At 72.9% G+C, this 5,558-nt stretch carries 3 protein-coding genes and 1 pseudogene; 2 read left to right on the top strand and 2 right to left on the bottom strand.

What is annotated here, in order from left to right; all coding sequences use genetic code 11:
* Window positions 1–745, bottom strand: a pseudogene (locus tag ACYVE9_RS14095) (HEAT repeat domain-containing protein); the annotation flags it as partial.
* Window positions 746–1,088: 343 nt separating this feature from the next.
* Between ACYVE9_RS14095 and ACYVE9_RS14090 the strand changes: the two are divergent.
* Window positions 1,089–2,543 (top strand): PP2C family protein-serine/threonine phosphatase, encoded by a 1,455-nt coding sequence (locus tag ACYVE9_RS14090; protein WP_461028175.1) that lies wholly within the window; start codon window positions 1,089–1,091, stop codon window positions 2,541–2,543.
* 127 nt (window positions 2,544–2,670) lie between these two features.
* Here the strand turns inward: ACYVE9_RS14090 and ACYVE9_RS14085 are convergent, their stop codons facing one another.
* Window positions 2,671–4,176 carry a DNA-binding protein NsdB gene (locus tag ACYVE9_RS14085; protein WP_461028174.1) on the bottom strand — a complete coding sequence of 502 codons (1,506 nt, stop codon included), beginning with the start codon at window positions 4,174–4,176 and terminating at the stop codon, window positions 2,671–2,673.
* A gap of 278 nt (window positions 4,177–4,454) precedes the next feature.
* Between ACYVE9_RS14085 and ACYVE9_RS14080 the strand changes: the two genes are divergently transcribed.
* Window positions 4,455–5,558: aminoglycoside phosphotransferase family protein (locus tag ACYVE9_RS14080; protein WP_461028173.1), on the top strand; the 1,104-nt coding region annotated here is incomplete at its 3' end.

Raw genomic sequence — 5,558 nt, 5'->3', positions numbered from 1 at the left:
CCTCGCGGGGCTGCTGCCGGTTGTCGGCGGGGTCACCGCCCTGCTCCAGACAGCCGTCGCCGGCCCACTGGAGCACTTCGCGCACGCTCCAGCCCGGGCGGGGACCGGCGGCCCGCAGCTGCTTCGCCCAGCGGTCGAAGTCGTGCCGCTCGCGGGCTCTTTCCAGCCGCTCACGCTGTCCCGGGCGCCGGGTGTCCTCCTCCCACAGCCGCCAGGGGCGGGGTTCGAAGGCGTCCCTGAGCGCCGCGGCCAGTTCCGCGTCGCCCTCGGGCGTCTGCGGGAAGCGGGCGAGCACCGGTTCACCCAGGGCGCGCAGGCCGTCGTCGTCGTCGCGCACCGCGAGCTCGTCCAGGGCCCACTGCCAGTTGGCGCCCTGCGCGGCGTAGCGGCGCAGCAGCAGCAGCGCCGCGGTGTCGCCGTAGGACGCCAGGTGGCCCAGCACGGACAGGGACAGGCCGGTGCGCTCCTCCGCGGTGTCCGTGCCGTCCTCGGGCGCGAAGAGGTGCTCCTCGACGGCGTCGAGCGGAGCGCGCAGCTCGGTGTGCAGCCGGGCGTAGTACAGCGAACGGTGTTCCAGTTGCCAGTCCCGCCTGGGGTCGCGCCGCAGGCACTGCCGCAGCGCGGCCAGCGCCTCGGGGCGAGGCGCCGCCAGCGCGTGCAGCGTGCCGTCACCGCGGCCCCGCTGCAGGAGGCCGAGCAGCGTGCCGCTGGGCGCTATGTCTGGATCGACGTGTTCGGCGTACATACAGGTCAGCATCCGGTGCGGGGTGTTCGACTGGCAACGGGATTTACGTTTCCGCCGGTGGGAGCGGCGGAAACGGGGTGCGCGGGATGCGCTGGGCGACGGTGCGAGAGCGTACCCGGGGCCGGTGAGGGCCTACGAGGGGCGCAGCCTACCGGGGCGCCTTCGCTCCCGGCGAGGCCGGTACGACGCGGCCGGACGGGGCCACGCCGAGGACATATGCCGGAAGCACCACCGTATCGGGTGTTGCCAAATCCCTTACGGACTGTCGCGCGCTGTGCAAGAGTCGTTACCCGGCCCTACTCTCCCGGCGTCCGCCGGTGAAACGCCCGTATCGGAGTACGCGATGCCCTCCCAAGTCCCCGCGGATCGTTCCGCCTCTTCGGTGGCCGAGCGCGGCACCCTCGACTCCCTCATCACGCAGACCCGTCGGCTGCGCGGCTCGGTGGACGCCGTCCGGCAGGGCACGGTGGACGAGGACGGCCTCCCGATGGGCGAGGACGCGCGACAGCGGTGGCAGCGTGCACTGTGCGAGCTCGCGGTTCATCAACTGGACTCGGTGGGCAGGCAGTTGGATCAGCTCCGGGACGGCCCGCCGGCACCGTCGGCCGGCGGCCCCCAGTCGGCTGCCGGCGCGTCGGCGGCCACCGCGCAGGCCGCGCCGGAGCGCGCCGGCAGCGCGGAGTGGAACCTGCGCACCGACGAGGTGCAGTGGTCGTCGGAGCTGTACACGATCTTCGGCCGCGATCCCGCGGACGGGCCCCTCTCCCTCGACGAACTGCCCACCTGGCTGCTGCCGGACGACCAGGTCTGGATGATGGAGGCGGTCACCGACTGCCTGGTCGACGGCAAGCCCGTCAACGGCGAGTTCCGCATCGTGCGCCAGGACGGCAGCGTACGCACCCTGCACATGGTGGGGGAACCGGTACTCGACCGCGACGGCAGCACCCTGTCGCTGTGGGCGGTGCTACGGGACGTCAGTGCGCTGCGCAGGACCGAGCAGGCCGTGCGGGACAGCACCGATTCACTGCGGCAGGAGCGGCACGCTGCCGAGACGGAGCACCGGCTGGCCGTGGAGCTCCAGGAGTCGGTACTGCCGCCGTGGCGCGGCGCACTGCGGTTCCCGCACAGCGAGCCGGTCGCCGGCACCCTCGACGTGGCGGCGCACTACCTGCCCGCGGCGGCGAGTGCGCTGATCGGCGGCGACTGGTACGACGCGCTGGAACTGCCAGACGGCAGCACGCTGTTGAGCGTCGGCGACCTCACCGGCCACGGTGTGGCGGCCACCTCCGGCATGGCGATGCTGCTGGGCGCGGTACGCGGCATGGCCGTGGCGGGCGTCGCCCCCGGCGCGTTGATGGGGCACCTCAACCAGTTGCTGGACGCGGCGGCACAGCCCGCGCTCGGCAGCGCCCTGTGCTGCCGCTACGAACCGGGGACGCGGGTGCTCACCTGGGCCCAGGCAGGGCATCCGGCACCGTGGCTCTACCGTGCGGGCAGCGCACGTCCGCTGCCGCAGCCCGACGGTGTGCTGCTGGGCGCGACGAGCGGAGCCGTCTACGGCCAGCAGCAGCAACAGCTGGAGCCGGGCGACCTGCTGCTGCTGCACACCGACGGGCTGGCCCCGCGCGCCTACCACGCGGACCCGGAGCAGCCCTCGGCCACCGATCGCCTGCTCGCGCTGGCCCCGCGGTTCGGCCGGGCCCGAACGGCACGTGAATGCCTGCGGGTGATCGTGGACGAGTTCGGTACCGCCCGAGAGGACGACGGCTGCGCGCTGGTGGCCCGGATCGGCACCTGACCGCCCCGCGTACGACCGCTCCACGTCGGCGGGGCGCTCCCCGCAGCGCGACTCCCCTCGACGCACCCCGCAGCGTGCGTCGCCCTGGCTGCCGGAATCGCCCTGCGGGTGACGGGCCGGAACCCGGTCACACCGAGAGGTGCTTGGGGCTCTTGACGCCGCTCCCGCTGCGGCCACTGCCGCGCACCTGCCTGGGCAGGGCCGACTGGATCTCCTCCCTGAGGTCCTCGATCTTGGCGTAACCGGAGTAGTGGCCGGTGAGCCGGTACATCTCGCGCAGGCGGTCCCAGGTCCGGTGCGAGGAGTTCTCCCCGATCGAGACCAGTGCCAACCGCGCGTACCGGTCGGCCTGTTCCGGGTCGTCGGCGATGAAGCAGGCCGAGGCGAGGGAGATGTAGTCGAAGATCTTCGACCGCTGCCGGCTGTCCTCCCGCAGTCGCAGCGCCTGCTTGGCGTGCACCTCGGCGGTGCGTGCCGCGCTCGGATCGTGCTCGGCGAGCGTGCGGAACGCCAGCGCCTGCATGCCGTGCAGATCCGCCTCGTCGAACATCTGCATCCAACTCGGCGGGGCCACGTCGCCCTTGTCCGACACGAAGAGCTCCTCGGCCTCGCCCAGCGTGCGACGCATCGCCTGCCCCTGCCCCATGGATGCCTGCGCCCACGCCTCGATGGTGTGGAGCATCGCGCGGGTCCGCGGCAGCGTCTGGTCGCCCGAACCGGACTTGGCCAGCTTCATCAGGTCCAGCGCGTCGTCGGGCCGGCCCAGATGCACCATCTGGCGGGCCGCCCGGGACAGCGCCTCCCCTGCCCGCGGCCGGTCGCCACCCTCCCTGGCGGCGTGCGCGGCGATGACGAAGTACTTCTGGGCGGTCGGTTCGAGCCCCACGTCGTGGGACATCCATCCGGCCAGCACCGCGAGGTTGGCCGCGACGCCCCACAGCCGGCGCTGGAGGTGGTCGGGGTGGCGGTGGGCGAGCATGCCGCCCACCTCGTTGAGCTGCCCGACGACCGCCTTGCGCTGGAGTCCGCCGCCGCGGGCGGCGTCCCAGGCGCGGAAGACCTCCACCGAGCGTTCCAGTGCGTCGATCTCCTCGCTACCGACGGGAACCGCCTCGTAGGCGTCGAAGGCCGCTGTCTCGGCGGTGAGCCGGGCGTCCTGGGCCGAGGCGGCGGAGGAGGCCGCGGACGGGTCGGTGAGGAGCCAGTCGTGCAGTGAGCTGTGCAGGGCTGAGCCCGCGGCGAGCGCGGCACCCGCGCCCACCAAGCCGCGTCGGTTGAGCATGAGGTCCATTCCCGTGAATTCGGTGAGGACCGCGGCGGTCTGCTCAGGTGCCCAGGGCAGTCCGTGTACGGACTGCCGTCGTCCTGCTGCTCCTGGCCGGCCGAACCCGAGATCCTCGATGGTCACGACACGGCCGAGTCGCTCGGTGAACAGGGAGGCCAACACCTTGGGCACCGGGTCACGGGGGGACTCCCCCATGTCGATCCAGCGCCGTACCCGCGAGGTGTCGGTGGCCAGTTGGGGATGGCCCATGGCCGCCGCGTGGCGGTTGACCAACCGGGCGAGTTCGCCCTTGGACCAGCCTGCCAGGCCGAACAGGTCCGCCAGGCGGGTGTTGGGTCCTTTGTTCACTTCAAGCCCCCAGGTTCTCGGCTGAGTTGACAGTAACCGCCGTGCCAGGGGGCTGGGAGCATTCGCCAGGGTTCGCCAGGGTGCGCCAGATGGTGTGCCACCCGTTCGCGGGTGTCCTGTAGGAAGCGCGCCACCCCGGCCCGGTCTTCGACCAGGCGGCTGACGGCATTCCCCAGGGTGCGACACAGCCCGTTCGACACCAACCTGTCGACACACCTGTTCGACCGGGCCGGGGGCGCGCGTCCATCTGTCGGCGCACGAAGGGATCCGGCCAGCTCATGTATCAAGCAACATCCCCCGTGTCCGCCCCGCCCCGGCCCCGCTTCCAGCACTACACGGGAGCCGCCCCCCAGGACCGGACGCGACGGCCCCACGGCCCGGCGTCACCCGCAGGGCAGCCTGTGTTGAGCGGGAGGCTCGACCTCTCCGGCCCGCACGGCGCGCGCATCCGCGCGGCACTCAGCTCGGTGCACCGGATCTGCCCGGACTTCCACGCCGTGCAGGTGCTGCGACGCAGCGGCCGGACGGTCGTTCTCGCGGGCACCATCGGCCGGAGCCCCGCCGTCGCCAAGTGCCTGCTCGACCACTCCCCCGCCTGGACGGAGCGGTTCAGGCAGGAAATAGCCGCCTACCGTTCCTTCGTCCGCCACCGGCCCCCGGTGCGGGTGCCCCGCCTCATCGCCGCCGACCCCGACAACTGCACCCTCGTCATCGAGCGCCTGCCCGGCCGACCGGCCGGCCTCCACCGCAATCCGTCCGGCACCCCGCAGCGCGCCGAGCTGCGTACGCTGCTCGGCGCCTTCACCCGCCTCAACTCCTGGCGCCCGCCGAGCGGCCTGTTCGAACGTCCGCTGGACTACGGGACGAGACTCGCCCGGTTCCACGAGCTGGGGCTGCTGACCGACCGCGACCTGGACGACCTGCACAAGCTGCTGCACGGCGTGGCCCACCCCGGCGGGCTGGCACGTCCGGCCTGGCAGTTCTGCCACGGCGACGCCCTGCCGGCGAACATGCTGCTCTCCCCCACCGGCCCGGTACTGGTCGACTGGGAGCACGCCGGCTGGTACCTGCCCGGCTACGACCTGGCCACCCTGTGGTCGGTGCTCGGGGACTCGCCGGTCGCCAGGCGGCAGATCAGCCAGCTGGCGCAGAGCGAGGGCACACCCGCACGGGACTCCTTCCTGGTGAACCTGATGCTGGTCCTCACCCGGGAGATCCGGACGTGCGAGACGGCGGTGCAGCGCACCATGCGGGAGCCGGTGGGCGGCGCCCCGGGTGCCGAGCAGCCCGGAGTGCCGGCGTCCGGTGAGGAGCAGCGGCTGCTGCTGCGGCGGCTGCACGACGACTGCGCGCTGGCCAGGCGAGCGGTGCGGGCCGCAGTC

Source organism: Streptomyces sparsus, from assembly GCF_054776295.1.
The sequence above is the reverse complement of the archived record's forward strand: the minus strand, read 5'-3'. Positions and strand labels throughout refer to the sequence as shown.

Excerpts from the sequence above, each read along its gene's own strand:
- ACYVE9_RS14090 (WP_461028175.1), top strand. The coding sequence starts at position 1,089 with ATGCCCTCCCAAGTCCCCGCGGATCGTTCCGCCTCTTCGGTGGCCGAG.